We start from the raw sequence: 21116 nt of genomic DNA, 5'->3' as shown, positions 1-21116 counted from the left end.
CCGCCAACTGCGACATTCGATGCCAGTATCGACTGCGCGGTGCCCGCAATGCCCCATAACACCCCGGGGCGACGGGCCCGCGCTTTTCATTTCCGATCTTCACTTGTCGCCGGCGCTGCCGCGCACGGTGCAAGTCTTCGAGGACTTCCTTCGCGGCCCTGCACGTGAAGCGTCCGTCCTGTTCATCCTCGGCGATCTGTTCGAATACTGGATCGGCGACGACATGCTCGATGTCGACGTGCCGGCCGCACCGAACCGTACCGACGCCGCCGCTGCCCCCTGCCCATCGCCCGCCACCGAACCCCTGGGTGCATTCGCCCGCCGGATGACGGCGGCCATGGCCGAATTGTCGGCGAGCGGCGTGCCCATCGCCGTGATGCGAGGCAACCGCGATTTCCTGCTCGGCGAGCGATTTGCACGTGCGGCCGGTGCCGTCATGCTCGACGACCCGTGCGTCTTCTCGTTTCTCGGGCAGGCGCTGGTGCTCAGCCACGGCGACCAGTTATGTACCGACGACGTGGGCTATCAGCGCTTTCGCCGCGTCGCCCATTCGCCGCTCGGCAAGGCGTTTTTCCTGAGGCTTCCACTGCGATTGCGCATGGCCATTGCAAACCGCATCCGCAGACGCAGCGCCGCCAAGGGCGCGCATCGCATGGCCTACGCCGATGCCAACGCGAACGCCATCGCAGCCCTGCTCGACGCTGCCGGCGAACGCACTCTCGTCCACGGGCACACGCATCGTCCGGCGCGGCATGCCGATGGCCGTCGCGTGCGCTGGGTGCTGCCTGACTGGGAGTTCGACGTGGAGCCGCCGCGCGGCGGGTATCTGCAATGGGACGCGCACGGCCTGCGCGCCATCGATCTCGCCCCTTCCACGACGTCAAGCATCTAAGGCCCGCGTCGTCTCGATGCAAAACGGCCCGCGCTGATGACGGGCCGTTGATCTATCGACGATGTGACGCCGTATCGCCTCACATATCCTGAATTTCCTTGCCGAGCTTGCGCAGTTCGGCGGTGTCGATCTTGCTTGCCCCGAGGGCTTCGAGATGGGCACCGAGCTGGTTGAGCGCCGCCACCATCACGTCGATCTTGTGCGACTGGTCGGTGGCATTTTCGATCAACCCGTGGATGGCAAGCGAGACGGGATCGTCGGCGTTCGGGGTGATACCGTACGCAGAGAATTCCGTCTTGCGACCGCCGCCCTGCGGCTTGGCCTCGCCCCCCTCGCGAGGCGTATCGGGACGAATGATGCGCGCGGGATTGCCCACCGCCGTGCCACCGGCAGGCACCGCTTTCACGACCACGGCGTTCGAGCCGATCTTTGCGCCCTCGCCTACCGTGAAGCCACCGAGCACCTTGGCCCCGGCGCCGACGATCACACCGGGTTCGAGTGTCGGGTGACGCTTCGCACCGCGCGACAACGACGTGCCGCCAAGCGTGACGCCCTGATAAATCGTGCAATCGTCGCCAATCACCGCCGTCTCGCCGATCACCACCCCCATGCCGTGATCGATGAAGACGCGGCGGCCCAGCGTCGCACCGGGATGAATCTCGATGCCCGTGAGAAAGCGCGCGTACTGCGACACATAACGGCCGAGCCACTTGAAGCCGGACTGCCAGCAGCTGTGCGCCACCCGGTGCAGCATCACCGCATGCAGGCCGGGATAGCAGGTGAAGACCTCCCAGTTGCTGCGGGCCGCAGGGTCCTTTTGCCGAATGGCTGCGATGTCTTCGCGAAGTTGGGTAAACATGAACGTATTCGATCCTGTCGTTTGCGTCCGGCCGTCTTGGGGCGGATCGCTGCGCAATTACCGGAAAGCAGGCGGCACGAGAGAGTGTCGCATCAATGCCGGCGCTTGCGCTCGAGAATGTGTTTCGCGATGCCGCGCAGAATGTTGACTTCCTCGCGCGCCAGATGACTCTTCGCGAAAAGCCGGCGCAGGCGCGTCATCAGCTTCTTCGGATTATCGGGATCGAGGAAATCGAGGTCGACGAGCGCTCGCTCCAGATGGGACAGCATGCCCTCGACGTCGTCACGGGTGGCGAGCGCCTCCGGGGGTTGCCCATCCAGCCCTGACGGCAGCGACGCCATCGCCACCATCGCCGCGACGGGAGCTGCCTCGCCGCGCTCGCGCGCCAGACACGCCATGCGCACTTCGTAGGCGATCAACTGCACTGCCTGCGACAGATTCAGCGAGCTGTACACCGGGTTGGCCGGAATATGCACGAGTGCATTACAACGCTCCACATCCGTATTCGACAGCCCCGTACGCTCGCTGCCGAAGACAAACGCCACCGCCTCGCCCTGCGCCGCATGCTGCACGGCCATCGCGGCACTCTCGCGTGGCTCGGCATTGGGCGGGCCGTATTCGCGCGAGCGCGCCGAAAGGGCCACAGCCCAGTTCACGCCCTGCAACGCCGCCCCCAGATCGGGCACGATTCGCGCGTTCGCCAGCACGTCGTCGGCGCCGCTCGCAAGCGCCACGGCTTCCGGATCCCCCAGCACGGCCTCTCCGGCACGCGGCGCGACCAGCACCAACTGGCCAAAGCCCATCGTCTTGATCGCACGCGCCGCCGAACCGACGTTGCCGGGGTGGCTGGTCTCGTTGAGCACGAAACGCACTTGATCGAACAACCGTGGCGAAGGTACGGCAGCAGCAGATTGGGACATGAGACAGCGCAGATGAGAAACCAGAGGCAGTGAACGGAATGGCACCGCAGAAAACGCCGGCCCTGGATCGGCGCAACAACATTGCAACACAACGGGCGGCACAGCGGCAAACGTCGCTATTTTGCCCTGAATCGCGAGCGCTGCGTGCCGTCACACCGCACCACGCGCGGGAAGATCCTTCCGACGAAAAAAGGGTCGGAAGACAAAGACGGCACAGCGCATAGGCCGTGTTTTTGCTAAAATACGCGTTTTCGTCCTCGCAAACGAGCCGCCACCCAGTGTGCGGCGCTTGCGGGGCATCGCTCTTGCTCAATTTGTTCGCTTTGTCTGCCATGCCTGCCGGCCGGCCCAGAAAGGGTCGCGCGTACCGTCGGCAATGGCCTTAACAGGAATCTGTCATGCAGCATCCCATGCTCAATATCGCGGTGAAGGCCGCGCGCCGCGCCGGCAACATCATCAGCCGCGCCTCTCTCGACATCGACACCGTCAAGGTCAGCAAGAAGCAGCACAACGACTTCGTGACGGAAGTGGACAAAGCGGCTGAGCTGGCGATCATCGAAACCCTCCTGCAAGCCTATCCGGACCACGCCATCCTCGCCGAAGAAACGGGCGAGGAGCACGGCAAGACGGGTTCGGAATACCAATGGATCATCGATCCGCTCGACGGCACCACCAACTTCATTCACGGCCTGCCCTACTACTGCACGTCGATCGCCCTCGCGCACAGGGGTATCGTCTCGCAGGCCGTGGTCTACGATCCGACCCGCAACGAACTCTTCACCGCCTCGCGTGGGCGTGGTGCATTCCTCGACGGCAAGCGTATTCGCGTGTCGCGCCGCGATCGTCTGGCCGACGGCCTGATCGGCACCGGTTTCCCGTTCCGCGATCTGCAAGGCGTTGAGAACTATCTGAAGATGTTCGGCACGATGACCGAGCATTGCGCCGGCATCCGCCGTCCGGGTGCTGCGGCACTCGACCTGGCCAACGTCGCTGCCGGGCGCATGGACGGCTTCTTCGAGCAAGGCCTGAACGCGTGGGACATGGCCGCCGGCAGCCTGCTGATTACCGAAGCCGGTGGTCTGGTCGGTAACTACACCGGCGAGTCGGACTTCCTGTTCGAAGGCGAAATCCTCGCGGGCAACCCGAAGATCTACGCGCAGATGGTCAAGCTGCTTGAAGGCTATTCGCGCGCCAAACGTCCGGCCACGCCGGCACGCGCCAGCACTGCGGCCACGCAAGACAGCGCACAGTCGTAAGAAGCGCATACGGGGGCACGACGCCCCCTGTAAAAAAACCCCGGCGATGCTCACGCATCCCGGGGTTTTTTGGTTTCCGGCGCGGCTGCAGGCAGCCCCGGAACGACTCACACGTAACGCCTTACGCGCCCAGACGCGTGAGCACCGTATCGCGGCCAAGCAGTTCCAGTACGGCGTCGATGGCCGGCGTGTGCGTCGTGCCGACCACCAGCAGGCGCACCGGCATCGCGAGCTGTGGCATTTTCATGCCGTGCTGCGCGAGCGTAGCCTTGAAAGCGGGCGAAATCGCTTCCTTCTTCCACTCCGGCAGCGCCGCCAGTGCGATGGCCAGGTCCTTCACCGCCGCACGCGCCGCATCCGTCATGTGCTGGGCCAGATCGGCTTCCGACGGCTCAGGCTTGCGATAGAACATTTCGGCGCTTTGCGCGATGTCCTTGATCGTGTTCGCACGATCCTTGAACAGCGCAACCACACCGGTGAGCGACGGACCGCCTTCGACCGACACGCCCGCCTTTTGCAAGAACGGATCGGTCAGCCCGGCCAAACGCTCGTTGTCGGCCTGCTTCAGATACTGGTTGTTCAGCCACAGCAGCTTTTCGGGATTGTGCTGCGCCGGCGACTTGCCCAGGTGGTCGAGATCGAACCACGCAACGAACTGCTCGCGCGTGAAGACTTCCGCATCGCCGTGCGCCCAGCCCAGACGCGCCAGGTAATTCACCACGGCTTCAGGCAGGAACCCCTCTTCGCGATACTGAACCACGCTCATGGCGCCATTGCGCTTGGACATCTTCTCGCCCTGGTCGTTGAGCACCGTGGGCAAGTGCGCATACACCGGCGGCTGCTTGCCGAGCGCTTCGAAGATGTTGATCTGACGCGGCGTGTTGTTCACATGGTCGTCGCCGCGAATCACGTGCGTGATGTCCATGTCGATGTCGTCGACCACGACACAGAAGTTGTACGTCGGCGTGCCGTCCGGGCGCGCGATCACGAGGTCGTCGAGTTCTTCGTTCGAGATCTCGATGCGGCCTTTCACGGCGTCTTCCCACACCACGTTGCCGCTGAGCGGGTTCTTGAAGCGCAGCACCGGCTGCACGCCAGCGGGCGGTTCGGGCAGCACCTTGCCCGGCTCCGGGCGCCAGCGGCCGTCGTAACGCGGCTTCTCACCGCGCGCGCGCTGCTGCTCGCGCAACTCGTCGAGTTCTTCCACGCTCATGTAGCACGGATAAACATGCCCGGCCGCCTTCAGTTGCGCGAGCACTTCGCGGTAGCGATCCATGCGCTGCATCTGGTAGAACGGGCCTTCGTCATAATCGAGGCCGAGCCATTCCATGCCTTCGAGAATGACCTGCACGGCTTCCGGGGTCGAGCGCTCGAGATCGGTGTCTTCGATGCGCAGCACGAACGTGCCTTTGTTGTGACGCGCGAAGGCCCACGGATAGAGAGCGGAACGGATGTTGCCCAGATGGATGAATCCGGTCGGGCTAGGCGCAAAGCGGGTGCGGACAGTGGTCATGGTTTGGCTTCGGTGCATCGCGTTGGCAACAAACAAAAACGCCCGCGGCGGAGGGTCTCGCGCAGGCGGGTCGCCAACATTCGGAAGCCGTCATTATATCAGCCGAGTGCGTGCATTCGCGGCACAGTCCGAGCGAGGGATCGGAATTTCCCTCCACCTGCATCGGACGCCGCCCCGCGCGCGCGTCCGATGCGGCCCCGTCACCCCGGAACGATGGCCGGCAAAACGCCGCCGGGCGCGACGCTGTGCCAAGGTTTCAGAGCTTGGCGAGCGAGACCTCGGTCGCCTTGACGAGGGCCACGACTTCGGAGCCGACGTCCAGCCGCAGTTCGTCGATCGAGCGCGTGGTGATGACCGACGTCACGATGCCGCTCGGCGTTTCGACATCCACTTCGGACAGCACCGGGCCGCGCAGGATTTCTCGAATACGGCCCTTGAACTGGTTACGGACGTTGATAGCGGTGATACCCATGATGAACTCCTGTGTTCGGAAAAGAGAGCGAAGAAACGAGTGAACGAATGCCGTCAGACAGCCCAGCGCACGGTTGCCGCCGGCCACAGCGGCTCGGGTGCGGGAATGTGGGCGCTGGCTAAGGGCTCGGTTTGAAGCACACGTGCGAGTACCCGGGCCTCAAGTCCGGCAAACTCGACACTGCCGCGGGCGCGCGGACGCACCAGCGGCACCGATTGATCAAGACCCAACTGCCCTTGCTCGATGAGCACCACGCGATCGGCCAGCGCCACCGCCTCTTGCACATCGTGCGTGACAAGCAATGCCGTGAAGCCATGGGCACGCCACAGACGTTCGATCAGGGCGTGCATTTCGATACGCGTGAGCGCGTCGAGCGCACCGAGCGGTTCGTCCAGCAGCAGCAAGTCGGGTTGATGCACCAAGGCCCGCGCGAGCGCCACACGCTGGCGCTGTCCGCCGGACAACTGGCTCGGCCAGTCGTTTGCGCGCTCGGCCAGACCGACTTCGCCCAGTACGTCGAGTGCCTTGGCGTGCGACGATTTCGGCAGCCCGAGCGCGACGTTTTCCAGCACCGTGCGCCATGGCAGCAGACGCGCGTCCTGAAACATGATGCGCGTGGACACCGCACCGGATGCGCCACCGAGCGCATGTCCGTCGAGCGTGATGTGCCCCGCGTCGGGCGTCTCGAGGCCCGCGATCAGTCGCAGCAGTGTCGACTTGCCGCAGCCGCTGCGCCCCACGATGGCGGCAAACCCGCCGCGCGGAATCGTCAGCGAGAAGTCGGAAAGCACCGGACGGGCGCCATAACGCTTGCCGACACTGTCGATATGCAGGCCAGCCGTCGATGCCGGGGCATCCACGTCGCTCGCCGGATGCACCACTTTAAGATTCGTCCCCGACGTAGTGCGCGGCACGGCGTGGCCGGCAACGTTCGGACCGAGCGGCAGTTGCGTGCCGAACGGATCGGCTTGCGGATCGAGCGGCAAGCGGCTTGCGGCGCGCTGCTCGGCCGTCCATTCGGCCTCGATGTCGACGCCCGCGACCGGGGCCAATTGTTGTGCGCTCATGCGGCGGCTCCTCGTTGAAAGGCCGGATGCCAACGCAACCAGCGAAATTCCAGTGCTTTGGCCAGCACATCGGCCAGCTTGCCGAGCAACGCGTACAGCAAAATCCCCACGAGCACGATGTCGGTCTGGAGGAACTCACGAGCGTTCATCGTCAGATAACCGATACCCGACTGTGCCGAGATGGTTTCCGCAACGATCAGCGTCACCCACATCAAGCCCAGCGAGAAGCGCACGCCGACCAGAATCGACGGCAGCGCGCCCGGCAGAATCACGTCTCGATACAGCGCCCATCCCCGCAAACCGTAACTGCGCGCCATCTCCACCAACGCCGGATCGACGGCACGAATGCCGGCATACGTATTCAGATACATCGGGAAGAACACCCCGATGGACACCAGGAACAACTTGGCCTTCTCGTCGATGCCGAACCACAGGATCACGAGCGGAATGAGTGCCAGATGCGGGATGTTGCGCAGCATCTGGAACGACGAATCGAGTGCCGTTTCCGCCACACGCGACAAGCCGGTCAGCATGCCGAGCAACAGGCCGAGGCCGCCGCCGATCAGAAAGCCGATCACTGCGCGACCGGTCGACACGCCGATATCGCGCCAGATCTGGCCGCTCACGGCGAGTTGCCAGGCAGCGTCGACCACGGCCGACGGCGCGGGCAGCACCCGTGTCGACAGCCAGCCTTGCTGCGCGGCCAATTGCCATAGCGCCACCAGCACGATGGGCACGGCCCACGGCGCAAGCCGTCTCGCTACCGTGCGCCGGTAGCGTTGCAGCGCACCTCCGCCGCGAGCGAGGGGGACCGCAGCCTGTGTGTCGGTCAAGGTCGTTTGCGTCATACCAATTCTCCCCGAGGCATTGCAGCCTCGCTTCTCTTCAATTCAATTCATGGTGAGGCGGGTTCGACGCCGTGCAGCGCATTCCGCGCGCTCAGCTTTGCGACGCCTTCGGCACGATGTTGTTGGCCATGACTTCGCCAACCGGCCCAGCCAGCGGAACATTGCCGAGCCGTTCGCGCACGTTGCGCGGCAAATGCGGGAACACCAGTTCGGCGAAGCGGTACGCCTCTTCGAGATGCGGATATCCCGACAGAATGAAGGTATCGATGCCCAGATCGGCGTACTCGCGCAGACGCTGCGCCACGGTTGGCCCGTCGCCCACGAGTGCCGTACCTGCCCCGCCGCGCACGAGCCCCACGCCCGCCCACAGATTCGGCGCGATCACGAGCTTGTCGCGGCGTCCGCCGTGCAGTGCCGCCATGCGCCGCTGGCCTTCCGAATCCATCTTCGCGAACTGCGCCTGAACACCCGCGATGGTCTCGTCGTCGAGCTTGCTGATAAGGGCGTCGGCCGCGCGCCATGCGTCGTCTTCCGTCTCGCGCACGATCACATGCAGACGCAGGCCGAAGCGCAACGTGCGCCCGAGTCTGGCGGCGCGCGCACGCACGTCGGCGATCTTCTCGGCCACGTCGGCCAGCGGCTCACCCCACGTCAGATAGACGTCGAGTTGCTCGGCCGCGATCTGGCGCGCCACCTCCGACGAGCCACCGAAGTACAGCGGCGGATGCGGCGTTTGTACCGGCGGGAAAAACAGCTTCGCGCCCTTGGCTCGCAGATGCTTGCCTTCGAAATCGACGCGCTCGCCGCGGTGCGATTTCTCGAACAGCGAACGCCAGATGCGCAGGAACTCGTCGGTGACGGCGTAACGCTCGGCGTGGCCGGCGAAGAAGCCGTCGCCTTCGAGTTCGCCCGCGTCACCGCCTGTGACGACGTTGATCAACAACCTGCCCCCCGACAGGCGATCGAACGTCGACGCCATACGCGCGGTAAGCGCGGGCGAAGCGATCCCCGGCCGTACGGCGACGAGAAACTTCAGATGGCGTGTGGCGCCAATGAGGCTCGATGCCGTCACCCAGGCGTCTTCGCAAGAACGTCCCGTGGGCAGCAACACCCCCTCGTATCCGAGCGAATCGACGGCGCTGGCGATCTGCCGCGCGTAATCGAAATCGAACACCCGTCCGCCGTCGGAGGTCCCCAGGTAACGCGTATCGCCGTGTGTCGGAATGAACCAGAAGACTTGCATGCGAACTCCGGCACTCAGGCGGCGAGCGTTGCCCGGGCCGCAGCCGTGCGTGCGGCAGCGGCCGCCGCGACCGGCCACTGACGAATCACCTCGCGTTCATGCAGCCACTGCGAGAGCTGATCGACCGTCGCGCCCAGTCGCTGGGCGATCGACGCATCGAGCGTGGCGCCCTCTTCCTTCGGCACCTGCTGATCGACAGCGAACACGCCGCGCAGGATGTGCTGCGCGCCGAGAGCGGAAAGCACCGGCTTGAGCGCGTAATCGAGTGCGAGCAGATGTGCAGGGCTGCCCCCGGTGGCAAACGGTGCGACCAGCTTGTCGGCGAGACCGTCTTGCGGCAGCACGTCGAGAAAGGCTTTGAGCAGACCGCTGTAGGCGGCCTTGTACACCGGCGTCGCGACAATCACGGCTTGCGCACCGGCGACTTGCGCAAGCGCATGACGAAGGTCGTCGTGCGACGTGTCGGCGGCGAGTAGCGCTGCCGGCGAGAGCGCACGTATGTCGATGCGGCGCACCGCAATGCCGGCCGCAGCCAGTTCGGATTCGACAAACCGCAGCAAACGGGCGCTGCGCGAGGCGGCCGACGGGCTGCCCGAGATCGTGACGGCGTATGTCATACTTCCCTGCCAAAGACGGGCCGTATGCGTGCTGGCACGCTGGCCCTGAGGAATCAAAGCGCACCGGGCGCACAACGGCCCGACGGGCGGCTTGCGCAGTGCTTACCGGATCGTCCCGGCTACTGGAGAATCAGTGTAGCGATCCGCCCTGTGCACCCGAACCAATGAATCCGGGATTGCTTTGCGCGTTTTTTCATAACCTGAAGTCATGCACCTTCCACGCCTTATTCCTCAGGACGGTGCTAACGTTTGATTCCCGAGCGTTTGCCGTTTTCACGTCACCTCCATCATGTCTGCCCCGATCCTCGAACTGCGCGAGTACCGTCCGACCGACAGCACCGACACGCACGATTTTCATCAGGTCGTGATCGGACTCTCGGGACGCATGTCGATTTCGCTGGATGGCGACGCCACGCAGTCCGGTCGCGTGGGGGCGCGCAACGGTGTTGTGATCCCGGCGGGCGTGCGGCACGATTACCGGGGCGACGGGCCCAATCGTCAGGTCGTGCTGGATGTGCCGTCGCACCTCGCCACAATGACAGGCACAGAACGGGCGTTCTCACATGAAGCGTTTTTTGCACTCGACGCAAAGCTGCTGGCACTGGTCCAGCAGGTGAGCGCGAGCGTGGACGACGGACACCCCCTGAGTGCAGACGATCCGGTCGTGCGTGAGTGGCTTACCGCGCTTGTGGCGCGCCTGGCACCGGCGCGGCCCGCGTTGCGCACTGTCCGGCTGGATCTGGCGTGCATCGACACCCGGCTGCAAGCCGAACTGGCGAAACCGCCCGATATCGCCACGCTGGCAGGAGAGGCCGGAATGAGCGTGCGGCATTTTCACGATTGCTTTGTCGCGCTGAGCGGCGAGACACCTCATCGGCATCTGATGCGCCTTCGGCTCGCGCGCGCGGCGTCTCTGCTGGCCGCGAACGACGCGACGCTCGCCGACATCGCCCTCGATGTGGGCTTTAACGACCAGAGCGCCCTCACCCATGCCTTCCGTCGACACTTCGGTAAAACGCCCGCTGTCTGGCGTCGCGAACACACCGGGTGCGGCGTCACCGCCTCAGTCAACTGATCCGACTGCACCCGTTGCGCCGCCCCGGGCCGGCTTCCGTCTGCCGAAATTCACAAGCCAGGACCGGCGGCAACGCGCTACGCTTTGCGCCTATTCATCCGTCGACAAAGAAATAGGGAACAGGACATGGCCGAGACCATCGAGTGGCAGGACTTCGAGAGGATCGATTTGCGCGTGGGCACGATTGTGGCGGCCCGCGTCAATGAGAAAGCGAAGAAGCCCGCCTATGTGCTGGAAGTCGATCTGGGGGAATTGGGCGTAAAGACGTCAAGCGCACAGATCACCGTGCACTACGCCCCGGAATCGCTGGTGGGCACGCAGGTGCTGTGCGTGTGCAACTTCGCGCCGAAGCGCATCGCCGGGGTCGTCTCGGAAGTCCTGATTACCGGTTTTGCCGACACCGGCGGCGCCATTGTCCTCGCGGGTGTCGAACGCCCCGTCCCCAACGGCGCGCGACTGCACTGACCGGGGCCGCCCGGCGCATCGCTAACAGCCGGGCGTCGCCGGTCGGAGACATCCGAATGCCGAATGGCATTCGTCCGAAAATTTTTCGGACATGCGACACCAATTCCCAAAACTTCGGTCGAATCGCAACATCGGCCGGCACAGGTCCGCCGGTGATCGACAGGCACGCAACGACGTGCGCGAAGTCATGGGGGACATCATCTTGAAATCACTGCTTTATCGCCTTTGTCTCGGACTGGGCGGACTCGCCCTGTTCTGGGCATTCGGCATGCTCGGCGCCAGCGAATACGGCAAGAGTGCGGCGCTCATGGCGACGGCCCTGCCCGGACTCGCCGGCCTTTGCCTGTTATTGCGCTCGCGTGCGGCGTGGTTGAGCGCGACAACGCTCTGCGTGATTGCCGCCTTCTTCCTCGACGCGGCGACCAAAGGGTTCCTGCGCGATTACTTCGGCCTGCGTCCGAATCATCTGCTGGTGTTGCAGGCGGTGTTCAACACCAACCCGTCGGAGGCTGGCGAGTTTTTCCGTCACAACTGGCGCGACATCGTCGAGGCGAGCACCGTCTTCGTGATACTGATGTCAGCCGTGATCGTGCTGGAGCGCCGCCTGTCGCGCGCTGAGGCGACGAGCGCCCCGCCTTCGCTGCGCCGCAGCGGCAAGATTGCCGTTGCCAGCCTGCTCACCGGCTTTCTCGCGCTGCACCTGAATCCGACGATGGCCAAGGAAAACCCGTTGCTTTACTGGCCTATTCGCTATCTCGACTATCAGGGACAACTGGCCCACGCCGCCAAGCTGCAACGCGAACTCGAACGCAACATGGCGCAGCGCGCCGACTGGCGCGTGCAGTATCACGGGCCTGAGCGCAAGACTGTCGTGTGGGTGATCGGTGAGAGCCTGAACCGCAATAACATGTCGCTCTACGGCTACGCGCGCAATACCACACCGATGCTCAACTCGATGCGCGACGACCTCACCGTGTTCCGCGATGTGGTGTCGTCGGAGCCGGCGACGATGGCGTCGCTCATGAAGATGCTCACGCCGGCGAGCCTCGACGATCCCGAGGCCTGGACGCGTCAGCCCGATCTCGTGATGCTCGCCCGGGAAGCCGGGTATCGCACCTATTGGATCTCGAATCAGGTGCCCAACGACGGCTGGCTCGGACTGGTGGCCAATCGCGCCGACGAGCGCGTCTTCATCAACAAGGGGTTTGGGCGGGGCGAGAACAATTTCGATGGCAATCTGCTGCCCGAGTTCGACGCCGCACTCGCGAGCGACGCGCCTCGCAAGCTCATCATCGTGCATTTGCTGGGCGCGCATCCGACCTACGATATGCGCTACCCCGAGGAGTTCGCGCGCTTCGACAACAGCGACGATGCCGTCATGACCACGCTTGAGGCACAAGGACGCTCGCTATGGGTACGCCGTCTGCGCAACGAATACGACAACGCCATGGCATACAACGATTACGTCGTCGCCAGTCTGATCCGCAAGACCATGTCGGCCACGGCATCGGCCGATGCCAGCCTGCTATTCAGTTCCGATCACGCGCAGGAAGTCGGTCATACGCGCAATCACACGGGGCAGTCGGTCGCCGATGCCTCGGGCTACGAAATTCCGATGCTTGTCTGGACTCGCGACAAGATCAATTCGCAAACACGCGCCGCGCTTGAATCCCGGCCGTATCAGACCGACCAGATCGAACACACGATGCTGGGCATGCTCGATATCGACTCGGCGTACTACGACGCCTCGCACGATGTGTTGAGCGACGCGTTTCGGCCGCGCCCGCGCAGCATCAACGGACGGGCCTACTGAGGCAAAGCCCGCGTTTTCGCCCGAATTCAAGCGCAAGAAGCGGAGCGTTTGCGCCTGTGCATCGGACTAGACTGCGCCAAAGGGATTTCCCCCCCAAAAAACGGAGCAGCCGCAATGGCCGATGGCACCCCACAGCAAGCAACCGTCTCGCCCGGAAAACGCGTCGATGCCCCGCGTATCCCGTCACTGGTGAACAATCTCTCGCAAGCCAATCTGGCGGCGCAGTTCAGCGAACAGATGACGCTTGCTGTCATACCGATCATGGCGGTTATCGCGCTAGGCGCATCGGCAGCGCAGACGGCGTTGCTGCAAGGGGCAACGACATTGCCGTTTCTGCTGCTGTCGCTGCCCGCCGGCGTGCTCGCCGATCGATACCGGCGCAAACCGCTCATGATCGCGACGGAACTGCTGCGCGCTCTTGCGCTGCTGCTTCTGTTTGCGCTGTTCCGCAGCGGCATGCTGACGCTCACCGCACTGGCCGTTCTCGGCTTTGCCATGGCAACGGGCACGGTGGTGTTCGGTGCGGCGGCCCCTTCGCTGGTCGCCGCGCTCGTGGGCCAAGGGGACTTGCTCGCCGCGAACCGACGGTTGGAGATTGCCCGCAGCGTGGCATTCACCGCCGGCCCAGCACTCGGCGGCCTGCTCGCGGGGTGGGCCTCGGGCACCCCCGCCTTCTCCGGCGCTTTCCTGCTCTCGCTCGCCAGCGCCTATTGCCTGTCGCGGCTACCGCACGAGGCACCTCGACCGATATCGCGGCGTCACTTTTTCCATGAGTTGATGGAAGGTGTCCGCTTCATTGCCATGAACCGATACCTGCGCCCCATCGTCGCGACAGCCTTCGTCTTCAATACCTCGTGGTACCTGCTGCTGGCAGTCTTTGCGTACTACGCGATTCACTCGCTCGCGTTCACGGCTCAGATGGTGGGCATTGCGCTGGGCGTTTACGGCTTCGGCATGGTGTGCGGCGCGTTTGGCTATGCGCGCATCGCAGCACACTTCCGATTTGGCAGACAAATCGTTCTCGGGCCGGCTTGCGCTACTGTCGCGGCGCTGTTGATGGCAGGAACGTTGCCGCTGTCCGGCGGCATGACGATCTATGGCGTGGTTTTTGGTGCCTTCTTCCTGTTCGGTTTCGGCCCCATCGTATGGACGATTTCGACGACATCGCTGCGGCAGGTCGTCACGCCAGTCAGACTAGTAGCCCGCGTGTCGGCGGCAACCATGACCGCGACGTTCGGTGCGCGTCCTCTCGGTGCGTTTCTCGGCGCATGGCTCGCGGCGAGCTTCGGCACCAAGGCCTGCCTGATCGGCATGTCAGCCGGATTTGCCGCACAACTCGGCATCATCCTGTGCTCTCCCGCCGCACGGCTCACCTCACTCGACGCCGCACCCGCCAGATAGGCGGCCCGTCATCGCCACCGGCAAGCGGTGAGCGACAAAAAAAGCCGATGCGATAACTCGCATCGGCTTTCTCCCTTAGCGGGTACGCGTCAGACTTCCAGACGCGTCACGAACTTCGGCTGCAGATACGCTTCGAGGGCTTCCGGTCCACCCTCAGAACCGTAGCCGCTATCCTTCACGCCGCCGAACGGCACCTCCGGCAACGCCAGACCCGCATGGTTGATCGTCAGCATGCCGCTCTCGATGCGCGCCGACAGACGATGCGCCGTGCCTTGCGACGTCGTATACGCATAGGCCGCCAAACCATACGGCAAGCGGTTCGCCTCGGCGATGGCTTCCTCTTCCGTATCGAACGGGTTGACGATGGCCACCGGGCCGAACGGCTCTTCGTGCATGATCTTCGCGCTCATTGGCACGTTGCACAGCACCGTCGGCGCGTAGAAGTGGCCGCCTTCGGCCACACGCTTACCACCGGTCTTGAGCTGCGCACCGTTGGCGACGGCGTCGTCCACGATGGCGCTGATCGCTTCGAAACGCTTGCCGTTGACCAGCGGGCCCATCGTCGTCTCCGGGTCCAGACCGTTACCCACGCGCAACGATTCGGCGGCCTTCACGAAGGCGTCGACGAACTGATCGTAGACACCACGTTGCACGAGGAAACGCGTCGGGGCAACACAGACCTGACCGGCGTTGCGGAACTTGCCTGCCGCGAGGTTGCGCACGGCCGCAGCGATGTCCGCGTCGTTGAAAATCAGCGCCGGGGCATGGCCACCGAGTTCCATCGTCACGCGCTTCATGTACAGACCGGCCATCGCGGCCAGTTGCTTGCCTACCGGCGTGGAGCCCGTGAACGACACCTTACGGACGGCCGGATGCGGAATCAGGTACGACGAAATTTCGGCCGGCACGCCGTACACGAGGTTAAGCACACCGTCGGGCAGACCGGCATCGGCGAAAGCGCGAATCAGCGCGGCCGGCGACGCGGGCGTCTCTTCCGCGGCCTTCACGATCACCGAGCAACCGGCAGCCAAGGCAGCCGAGACCTTGCGCACGACTTGATTGACAGGGAAATTCCACGGCGTGAATGCCGCCACCGCACCGACCGGCGACTGGATCACCATCTGGTAGACGTTCGGCACGCGAGCCGGGATCAAACGCCCATAGGCACGCTTACCTTCTTCCGCGAAAAATTCGATGATGTCGGCAGCCGAGAGCACTTCGCCCTTGGCTTCGCCGATGGGCTTGCCCTGCTCCATCGTCATCTGACGTGCGATATCGCCGACACGCTCGCGCAGCAGACCCGCAGCCTTGCGCATGAGTTTCGCGCGCTCGAACGGAGCGATTTCGCGCCACTTGGCGAAGCCGGCTTCGGCGGCGGCCAGGGCTGCGTCCAGGTCCGGCTGGGTAGCGCGCGCCACCGTACCGATGATTTCGCCCGTCGCCGGGTTCTCGATCGGCAGCGTGAGGCCTTCTGCGCCCGCCTTCCACTGTCCATTGATGAAAAGTTCTACGTTGTGCGACATGCTGAAGTCTCCGATTGGCAACACGCCCGACAGAATAACGCAGGCTGGGGATTCCTGTTGCCCTCCCCGCGCAGCCGGGCGCTGCAGCGTGGGCAGCCATGTCATCACACGAAAACGAAAAAAAAGCCGGCGGCGCAGGGACTATTTTCCCCCAACGCTACCGGCCCTCTCGGGCCCGGATTACGCGGCCTTGCCTTCTGCGACAAGACATCGCCCCGGACCACGTTTCAGCCCGCCAGAATTTCCTTCAATGCCTGCGTGAAGCTCTGGCACTCGGCCTCGGTGCCCACGGTGATGCGCAGGAACTGCGCCACGCGCGCGTGCCTGAAGTGCCGCACGATGATCGAGCGCTCCCGCAGGGCGGCGGCCAGTTGTGCCGCATCGTGCGACGGGTGACGCGCGAACACGAAGTTCGCCGTCGACGGCAGCACGTCAAAGCCAAGCGCTTTCAGACGCGTCACCAATCCCTCACGGCTCGCGATCACGGCCTGACGCGTCTGCTCGAAATACGCGTCGTCTTCGATGGCCGCCACACCAGCCGCCTGCGCGAGACGGTCGAGCGGGTACGAGTTGAAGCTGTTCTTCACGCGCTCGAGCGCTTCGATCAGATCCGGATGCCCGATGGCGAAACCCAGACGCAAGCCGGCCAGCGAGCGCGATTTCGACAGTGTTTGCACCACCAGCAGGTTCTGATACTTCGCGATCAGCCCCGCAGCACTCTCGCCACCGAAGTCGATATAAGCCTCGTCGATCACCACGACGGAATCCGGATTCCCCGCCAGCAGACGCTCGATCTCGCCGGAGGCCAGCACGCGGCCGGTCGGCGCGTTCGGATTCGGGAAAATGATGCCGCCATTCGGCTTGAGATAATCGTCGACGCGAATCTCGAACGTCTCGGTCAGCGGCACGTTCTCGAACGCCACGCCGTAAAGCCCGCAATACACCGGGTAGAAGCTGTACGTGATGTCCGGAAACAAAATCGGCTTGTCGTGCTTCAGCAACCCCTGAAAGACATTCGCCAGAACTTCGTCCGACCCGTTGCCCACATGCACGTTGGCCACTTCGAGCCCGAAGCGCGTAGCGATGGCCTGCTTGAAACGGCGCGCGTCGGGATCGGGATACAGCTTGAGCGCGTCGGCATCGCTGCCGAGCGCCTCGCGAATCGCAGCCAGCACACGCGGCGACGGACCGTACGGATTCTCGTTGGTGTTGAGCTTGATGAGACGCTGCATCTGCGGCTGCTCACCGGGAACATAGGGCGTCAGATCGGCAACGCCCGTACTCCAGAATCGACTCATGGAGACGGCTCCGCTCAGCTAACGAAACCGCGAGCCAGATCGGCCCGAATGTCGGCGGGCGACTCCAGCCCCACCGCCAGACGAATCAGCCCTTCCGTGATGCCCGCGGCGGCGCGTGCTTCCGGCGTGATGCGACCGTGCGTCGTGCTCGCCGGGTGCGTGATCGTCGTACGCGTATCGCCCAGGTTGCCGGTGATCGAGCACACGCGCGTGTTGTCGATCACGCGCCACGCGTTCTCGCGCTGCTCGGCGGGCGTCGCCCCCTTGAGTTCGAACGCGACAATCGCCCCGCCCGCCTTCTGCTGACGCTGCGCGAGTTCGTATTGCGGATGCGACGGCAGCCCGGGGTAGAACACGCGAGCCACTTGCGGTTGCTGTTCCAGCCATTGCGCAATGGCGAGCGCATTGGCCGACTGCTTCTCGATGCGCAGCGACAGCGTCTCCAAGCCCTTGAGCAACACCCAGGCGTTGAACGCCGAGAGGGTCGGGCCGGCACTGCGCACGAACGTGAAGATCTTGCCCATGATGAAGTCTTTCTTGCCGACGATCGCGCCGCCCAGCACACGGCCTTGCCCGTCGAGGTACTTCGTTGCCGAGTGCACGACGACGTCCGCACCATACTCGATGGGACGCTGCAATGCCGGTGTACAGAAGCAGTTATCGACGACGAACAGGGCCCCCGCCTCCTTGGCAATCTTGCCGATGGCGGTGATGTCGGCAATATCCGTGAGCGGGTTGGACGGCGTTTCGAGGAAGAACATCTTCGTGTTCGGACGAATCGCGGCGCGCCACGCCTCGGGATCGGTCGGATCGACGAAGGTCGTCTCGACACCGAAGCGGCTGAAAATCGTGGAGAAGACGTTCAGCGTGGAGCCGAAAATGCTCTGCGAACTGACGAGGTGATCCCCCGCCGAGAGGGTGGCCATGACCACCGAGACAATGGCGCTCATGCCCGAGGCGGTCGCCATGCAGGCCTCGCCGCCTTCGAGCGCCGCCAGACGATCCTGGAACATCGACACGGTGGGATTGGTGAAGCGCGAGTACGTGAATCCCTCCTCCGAATGCGCAAAGCGTTCGGCGGCCTCGGCCGCGCTCTTGAATACGAAACTCGAGGTCAGGTAAAGCGCCTCGGAATGCTCACCAAACTCGGAGCGCTGCGTCCCCGCGCGCACCGCCAGGGTATCGAAGTCGAAGGAGTCCATCGTGTATCTCGTGATTGGGTTGGCCCGATCGCCGGCCAAAAAAAAGAAAAGCCCGTTTCGCTGTTCAGCAAAACGGGCTCGAAATCCATCTGTCTAGGCCTCGCTTTAGCTGTTTCGGGGATGTTCCCCCACGTCCGCAAGCTGAAATCAAATCGACGTGAAATGCAGTGTAGCACGTTGCAGGCGAGGAAGGAAAATCCCCCCTGCCCACTGGGCATTCGCCCGACTGGTCGGCCTCAGGCGCCGCTCAGAGGCCAAGTTGAGCCCCGCGCGGCTCGTTATCGTCGCCCTCATTCGCTTCCGCGACCGGCGCCTTCCGTGCCTTGCGTTGTTGCTCCAGGCGGTTCAGGTACTCGGTCGTCACATCGCCCGTGATGTACTTCCCGTCGAAGCACGACGCATCGAAATCGGACAGCGCCGGGTTGATGTCACGCACGGCGGCCTTCATGTCCTCGACGTCCTGATAAATCAGTTCGTCGGCACCGATGATGCGCGCCACTTCTTCGTCGCTGCGATCATAGGCCACCAATTCGCTGCGCGTGGGCATGTCGATGCCATACACGTTCGGGAACTTCACCGGCGGTGCAGCCGACGCGAAGATCACCTTGCGCGCACCGGCGTCACGCGCCATCTGCACGATTTCCTGGCTGGTGGTGCCGCGCACGATCGAGTCGTCCACGATCAGTACGTTCTTGTCCTTGAACTCGACGCGCATGGCGTTGAGCTTCTGGCGCACCGACTTCTTGCGCATCGCCTGACCGGGCATGATGAAGGTGCGGCCAACGTAACGGTTCTTGAAGAAGCCCTCGCGATAGTTCAGGCCCAGTCGCTTGGCAACCTGCATGGCCGCCGGACGGCTCGAGTCCGGAATCGGCATCACGACGTCGATGTCCTGATAGTCGATCTCGCGGCGAATCTTCTCGGCCAGATAGTCGCCCATGCGCAGACGCGCGTCGTAGACCGCCACGCCGTCGAGCACCGAATCCGGACGCGCCAGATACACGAGTTCGAAAATGCATGGGTGCATCGACACTGACTCGGAACACTGCTGCGACACCAGTTCGCCGTCGTTGCTGATGAAAATCGCCTCGCCCGGCTTGACGTCGCGCTCGAACGCGAAGCCCATGCCTTCGAGTGCCACCGACTCCGACGCCACCATCCACTCCGTGCCGTTCGGGCCATCGAAGCGGCCGATGCACAGCGGACGGATACCGTTCGGATCGCGGAACGCGAGCAGCCCAAAGCCGGAGATGATCGAGACGATAGCGTACGAGCCGCGCAGACGGCCGTGTACCTTACCCACCGCTTCGAACAGCGACGCGACGCTCAGACCGTCGCGCGCGCTTTGCTGCAATTCGTGCGCGAGCACATTGAGCAGCACTTCGGAATCGGAGGTGGTGTTGATATGGCGACGGTCGACGCGGAACATCTCGTCCTTGAGCTGTTCCCAGTTCGTCAGGTTGCCGTTGTGCGCAAGCACGATGCCGTAGGGCGCATTCACGTAGAACGGCTGGGCTTGTGCGGCGCTCGACGAACCGGCCGTCGGGTAACGTACCTGACCGATGCCGACCGTGCCCGGCAAGTCGCGCATGTTGCGCGTGCGGAACACGTCGCGCACCATGCCGTTGCCCTTGTGCATGTAGAACGACTGGCCGTCCGTCGTGGCGATACCGGCGGCGTCCTGCCCGCGGTGCTGCAACAGCAGCAAGCTATCGTAGATGAACTGGTTGACAGGGGACTTGGAGACTACACCGACGATGCCACACATGGCATAAATCCTTCAAAAAACAGCGAAATCTGTGTCAAACGGAGGACCGTATTATCCGTCATTCGGCAACCTTGTGCAGGCCGGTCGACGGCGTGCCCGATCCACTGCTGCGCATGCCCCACCCCTGCTGCTGCGCACCGCCCAAGCCATCGCCCGCCAAACCGTTGCCGGCGCTGCCCTCCCGCAGGGTGCCGCCACCCATCAGCCTCGACACGCCGGACATCGCGCCGCCGCTCTGGCTGCCCGAATGCCCCTGCGTACCGTTACCGCCCTGCCCGCCGGCATCCGGCGTTCCCCGATAGGGTTCCAGTTGTGGCAAGGGAATTGGCGTTCCCAGCGGATTGACGCTCGGCATCGCGGCCTCAGGCTTATGCAGGTAGTGCTGCACAGGCTCGGGCAGGTAAGGCATGAGCCGCTCCAGCCCCGCGTCCACCCACGGGCGTACCAACGAGTGCTGCCATACCGGTTGTTGCGGCAATGCCGTTAACTTGGCGGCGACCATCAACAACATCAAGAGCAGAATGCCGCGAACGATACCGAATAACATCCCTAAACCGCGATCGGCCGGGCGCAAGCCGATCATATCGGTCATGCGGCCCACGAGCGCGCTGACGATGCCTGCGCCGAACACCACCGCGACGAGCACCAGCAGGAAACCGAGTGCGCCCTGCGTCATCTCGCCACCGGGCAGGTCGGCGGGTAACCAATGCGCCACCGCCGGGCCGAACGCGCGCGCCACGAAGAACGCCACCACCCAGCCCACCAGATTGAACAGCTCGCGCACGAGTCCGCGCAGCATGCCCAGCAGCATCGAGCCAATCAGAATGGCAATTGCCGCGTAATCCACGACGGTCAACAGACCGCTATGCACCGTATCGCCCAAC

19 protein-coding genes are annotated in these 21116 nt (G+C 63.9%); 6 read left to right on the top strand and 13 right to left on the bottom strand.

Annotated features, from left to right (window positions below):
* Window positions 1–19 precede the first annotated feature (19 nt).
* Entirely contained in the window at window positions 20–892 is an 873-nt protein-coding gene (locus tag PCO31110_RS12810) for a UDP-2,3-diacylglucosamine diphosphatase (RefSeq protein WP_256380687.1), read from the top strand.
* A 79-nt stretch (window positions 893–971) separates the two neighbouring features.
* On the opposite strand, the gene cysE is transcribed toward PCO31110_RS12810, so the two are convergent.
* Window positions 972–1751 (bottom strand): serine O-acetyltransferase, encoded by a 780-nt coding sequence (gene cysE / locus PCO31110_RS12805; protein ID WP_150690587.1) that lies wholly within the window; start codon window positions 1749–1751, stop codon window positions 972–974.
* A 92-nt stretch (window positions 1752–1843) separates the two neighbouring features.
* Window positions 1844–2671, bottom strand: coding sequence for an RNA methyltransferase (locus PCO31110_RS12800; protein WP_150690586.1), 828 nt, complete (start codon window positions 2669–2671; stop codon window positions 1844–1846).
* Window positions 2672–3069: 398 nt separating this feature from the next.
* Here PCO31110_RS12800 and PCO31110_RS12795 point away from each other — a divergent pair, with 398 nt between their 5' ends.
* Entirely contained in the window at window positions 3070–3927 is an 858-nt protein-coding gene (locus tag PCO31110_RS12795; protein ID WP_150690585.1) for an inositol monophosphatase family protein, read from the top strand.
* 121 nt (window positions 3928–4048) lie between these two features.
* On the opposite strand, the gene gltX is transcribed toward PCO31110_RS12795, so the two are convergent.
* The 6 genes from gltX to ssuE form a co-directional block, all read right to left on the bottom strand.
* Window positions 4049–5440, bottom strand: coding sequence for a glutamate--tRNA ligase (gene gltX, locus PCO31110_RS12790; protein WP_010807341.1), 1392 nt, complete (start codon window positions 5438–5440; stop codon window positions 4049–4051).
* 256 nt (window positions 5441–5696) lie between these two features.
* Entirely contained in the window at window positions 5697–5912 is a 216-nt protein-coding gene (locus PCO31110_RS12785; RefSeq protein WP_010807342.1) for a TOBE domain-containing protein, read from the bottom strand.
* A gap of 53 nt (window positions 5913–5965) precedes the next feature.
* The gene (locus tag PCO31110_RS12780) at window positions 5966–6979 is read right to left on the bottom strand and encodes an ATP-binding cassette domain-containing protein (protein WP_010807343.1); all 1014 of its coding nucleotides are present in this window, start codon (window positions 6977–6979) and stop codon (window positions 5966–5968) included.
* Window positions 6976–7827, bottom strand: coding sequence for an aliphatic sulfonate ABC transporter permease SsuC (gene ssuC / locus PCO31110_RS12775; protein ID WP_150690584.1), 852 nt, complete (start codon window positions 7825–7827; stop codon window positions 6976–6978). The genes PCO31110_RS12780 and ssuC overlap by 4 nt, the downstream gene beginning before the upstream one ends.
* A gap of 91 nt (window positions 7828–7918) precedes the next feature.
* Window positions 7919–9070 (bottom strand): FMNH2-dependent alkanesulfonate monooxygenase, encoded by a 1152-nt coding sequence (ssuD, locus tag PCO31110_RS12770; RefSeq protein WP_010807345.1) that lies wholly within the window; start codon window positions 9068–9070, stop codon window positions 7919–7921.
* 14 nt (window positions 9071–9084) lie between these two features.
* Window positions 9085–9687 carry an NADPH-dependent FMN reductase gene (ssuE, locus tag PCO31110_RS12765; RefSeq protein ID WP_150690583.1) on the bottom strand — a complete coding sequence of 201 codons (603 nt, stop codon included), beginning with the start codon at window positions 9685–9687 and terminating at the stop codon, window positions 9085–9087.
* A 289-nt stretch (window positions 9688–9976) separates the two neighbouring features.
* Here ssuE and PCO31110_RS12760 point away from each other — a divergent pair, with 289 nt between their 5' ends.
* The 4 genes from PCO31110_RS12760 (at window position 9977) to PCO31110_RS12745 (ending at window position 14441) form a co-directional block, all read left to right on the top strand.
* Window positions 9977–10762 (top strand): helix-turn-helix domain-containing protein, encoded by a 786-nt coding sequence (locus PCO31110_RS12760; RefSeq protein WP_150690582.1) that lies wholly within the window; start codon window positions 9977–9979, stop codon window positions 10760–10762.
* Between the two features lie 126 nt (window positions 10763–10888).
* Window positions 10889–11227, top strand: coding sequence for a tRNA-binding protein (locus tag PCO31110_RS12755; RefSeq protein ID WP_010807348.1), 339 nt, complete (start codon window positions 10889–10891; stop codon window positions 11225–11227).
* Window positions 11228–11429: 202 nt separating this feature from the next.
* The gene (locus PCO31110_RS12750) at window positions 11430–13040 is read left to right on the top strand and encodes a phosphoethanolamine transferase (RefSeq protein WP_144265673.1); all 1611 of its coding nucleotides are present in this window, start codon (window positions 11430–11432) and stop codon (window positions 13038–13040) included.
* A gap of 114 nt (window positions 13041–13154) precedes the next feature.
* Window positions 13155–14441 carry an MFS transporter gene (locus PCO31110_RS12745; protein ID WP_150690581.1) on the top strand — a complete coding sequence of 429 codons (1287 nt, stop codon included), beginning with the start codon at window positions 13155–13157 and terminating at the stop codon, window positions 14439–14441.
* A gap of 89 nt (window positions 14442–14530) precedes the next feature.
* Here the strand turns inward: PCO31110_RS12745 and PCO31110_RS12740 are convergent, their stop codons facing one another.
* The 5 genes from PCO31110_RS12740 to PCO31110_RS12720 form a co-directional block, all read right to left on the bottom strand.
* Window positions 14531–15964, bottom strand: a complete 1434-nt coding sequence (locus PCO31110_RS12740) for an NAD-dependent succinate-semialdehyde dehydrogenase (protein WP_150690580.1) — start codon at window positions 15962–15964, stop codon at window positions 14531–14533.
* Between the two features lie 227 nt (window positions 15965–16191).
* Window positions 16192–17262 carry a histidinol-phosphate transaminase gene (gene hisC / locus PCO31110_RS12735; protein WP_150690579.1) on the bottom strand — a complete coding sequence of 357 codons (1071 nt, stop codon included), beginning with the start codon at window positions 17260–17262 and terminating at the stop codon, window positions 16192–16194.
* Between the two features lie 14 nt (window positions 17263–17276).
* Entirely contained in the window at window positions 17277–18464 is a 1188-nt protein-coding gene (locus tag PCO31110_RS12730; RefSeq protein WP_036660939.1) for an O-succinylhomoserine sulfhydrylase, read from the bottom strand.
* Window positions 18465–18711: 247 nt separating this feature from the next.
* On the bottom strand, window positions 18712–20232 hold the full coding sequence (purF, locus tag PCO31110_RS12725) for an amidophosphoribosyltransferase (protein ID WP_010807354.1): 1521 nt from the start codon (window positions 20230–20232) through the stop codon (window positions 18712–18714).
* Window positions 20233–20290: 58 nt separating this feature from the next.
* Entirely contained in the window at window positions 20291–21115 is an 825-nt protein-coding gene (locus tag PCO31110_RS12720; protein WP_246189824.1) for a CvpA family protein, read from the bottom strand.
* Between the last annotated feature and the right edge of the window lies 1 nt (window position 21116).

Source organism: Pandoraea communis (assembly GCF_902459745.1).
GTDB lineage: Bacteria > Pseudomonadota > Gammaproteobacteria > Burkholderiales > Burkholderiaceae > Pandoraea > Pandoraea communis.
This window is presented reverse-complemented; position numbering and strand designations above follow the sequence as displayed.

Bases quoted from the DNA above. Each gene is read 5' to 3' on its own strand.
- PCO31110_RS12810 (WP_256380687.1), top strand. From the start codon at position 20: ATGCCAGTATCGACTGCGCGGTGCCCGCAATGCCCCATAACACCCCGG.
- cysE (WP_150690587.1), bottom strand. From the start codon at position 1,751: ATGTTTACCCAACTTCGCGAAGACATCGCAGCCATTCGGCAAAAGGAC.
- PCO31110_RS12800 (WP_150690586.1), bottom strand. From the start codon at position 2,671: ATGTCCCAATCTGCTGCTGCCGTACCTTCGCCACGGTTGTTCGATCAA.
- PCO31110_RS12795 (WP_150690585.1), top strand. From the start codon at position 3,070: ATGCAGCATCCCATGCTCAATATCGCGGTGAAGGCCGCGCGCCGCGCC.
- gltX (WP_010807341.1), bottom strand. From the start codon at position 5,440: ATGACCACTGTCCGCACCCGCTTTGCGCCTAGCCCGACCGGATTCATC.
- PCO31110_RS12785 (WP_010807342.1), bottom strand. From the start codon at position 5,912: ATGGGTATCACCGCTATCAACGTCCGTAACCAGTTCAAGGGCCGTATT.
- PCO31110_RS12780 (WP_010807343.1), bottom strand. From the start codon at position 6,979: ATGAGCGCACAACAATTGGCCCCGGTCGCGGGCGTCGACATCGAGGCC.
- ssuC (WP_150690584.1), bottom strand. From the start codon at position 7,827: ATGACGCAAACGACCTTGACCGACACACAGGCTGCGGTCCCCCTCGCT.
- ssuD (WP_010807345.1), bottom strand. From the start codon at position 9,070: ATGCAAGTCTTCTGGTTCATTCCGACACACGGCGATACGCGTTACCTG.
- ssuE (WP_150690583.1), bottom strand. From the start codon at position 9,687: ATGACATACGCCGTCACGATCTCGGGCAGCCCGTCGGCCGCCTCGCGC.
- PCO31110_RS12760 (WP_150690582.1), top strand. From the start codon at position 9,977: ATGTCTGCCCCGATCCTCGAACTGCGCGAGTACCGTCCGACCGACAGC.
- PCO31110_RS12755 (WP_010807348.1), top strand. From the start codon at position 10,889: ATGGCCGAGACCATCGAGTGGCAGGACTTCGAGAGGATCGATTTGCGC.
- PCO31110_RS12745 (WP_150690581.1), top strand. From the start codon at position 13,155: ATGGCCGATGGCACCCCACAGCAAGCAACCGTCTCGCCCGGAAAACGC.
- PCO31110_RS12740 (WP_150690580.1), bottom strand. From the start codon at position 15,964: ATGTCGCACAACGTAGAACTTTTCATCAATGGACAGTGGAAGGCGGGC.
- hisC (WP_150690579.1), bottom strand. From the start codon at position 17,262: ATGAGTCGATTCTGGAGTACGGGCGTTGCCGATCTGACGCCCTATGTT.
- PCO31110_RS12730 (WP_036660939.1), bottom strand. From the start codon at position 18,464: ATGGACTCCTTCGACTTCGATACCCTGGCGGTGCGCGCGGGGACGCAG.
- purF (WP_010807354.1), bottom strand. From the start codon at position 20,232: ATGTGTGGCATCGTCGGTGTAGTCTCCAAGTCCCCTGTCAACCAGTTC.